This window comes from Pseudomonas sp. NY15364 (genome assembly GCF_048068235.1).
Taxonomy (GTDB): Bacteria; Pseudomonadota; Gammaproteobacteria; order Pseudomonadales; family Pseudomonadaceae; genus Aquipseudomonas; species Aquipseudomonas mendocina_D.
Genome location: NZ_JBLUPX010000098.1, coordinates 1 through 465, shown reverse-complemented (window position 1 = coordinate 465; position 465 = coordinate 1). Strand labels below are relative to the sequence as shown.

Sequence of the window (465 nt, the reverse complement as noted above, 5' to 3'; positions counted from 1 at the left end):
CGTAAGTTAGGGCGCCACGATGCCATCGTCTCGCTAAAGACCTCGCCGCAGGCGCGTAAACAATGGCCCGATCTGCCAGAAACGCTACAGGCTCGGTTATTAAGCAAGACCATCAAGGGCAAAGTGCGGCAGGTATTAACCTCGATGATCGATCCTCTGCGCTTCCCACCCGACGAAATCGTGGATCTGTACAGTCAGCGCTGGGAAATCGAACTGGGCTATCGAGAAATGAAGCAAGGCATGCTCGCGGGGCACTACACACTGCGTAGTAAAACGCCGGAGATGATTGAACAAGAACTGTGGGGCGTACTACTGGGGTACAACCTGCTGCGTTATCAAATGCTGGAAATGAGTCGCCACTGCCCTGGCATCTACCCCTGCGAAATGAGTTTCACCGCTTGCACCTGGGCGATTCTGGGCTTCTTGAACGGGGTCTCTTTGAATCATCCAGGCAATATCCCTCGC

At 54.2% G+C, this 465-nt stretch carries 1 protein-coding gene; it reads left to right on the top strand.

Translation table 11 applies throughout. The annotated features are described in order from the left end of the window. Positions 1 to 465: transposase (locus ACNFCJ_RS24140; RefSeq protein WP_416773903.1), on the top strand; the 465-nt coding region annotated here is incomplete at both ends.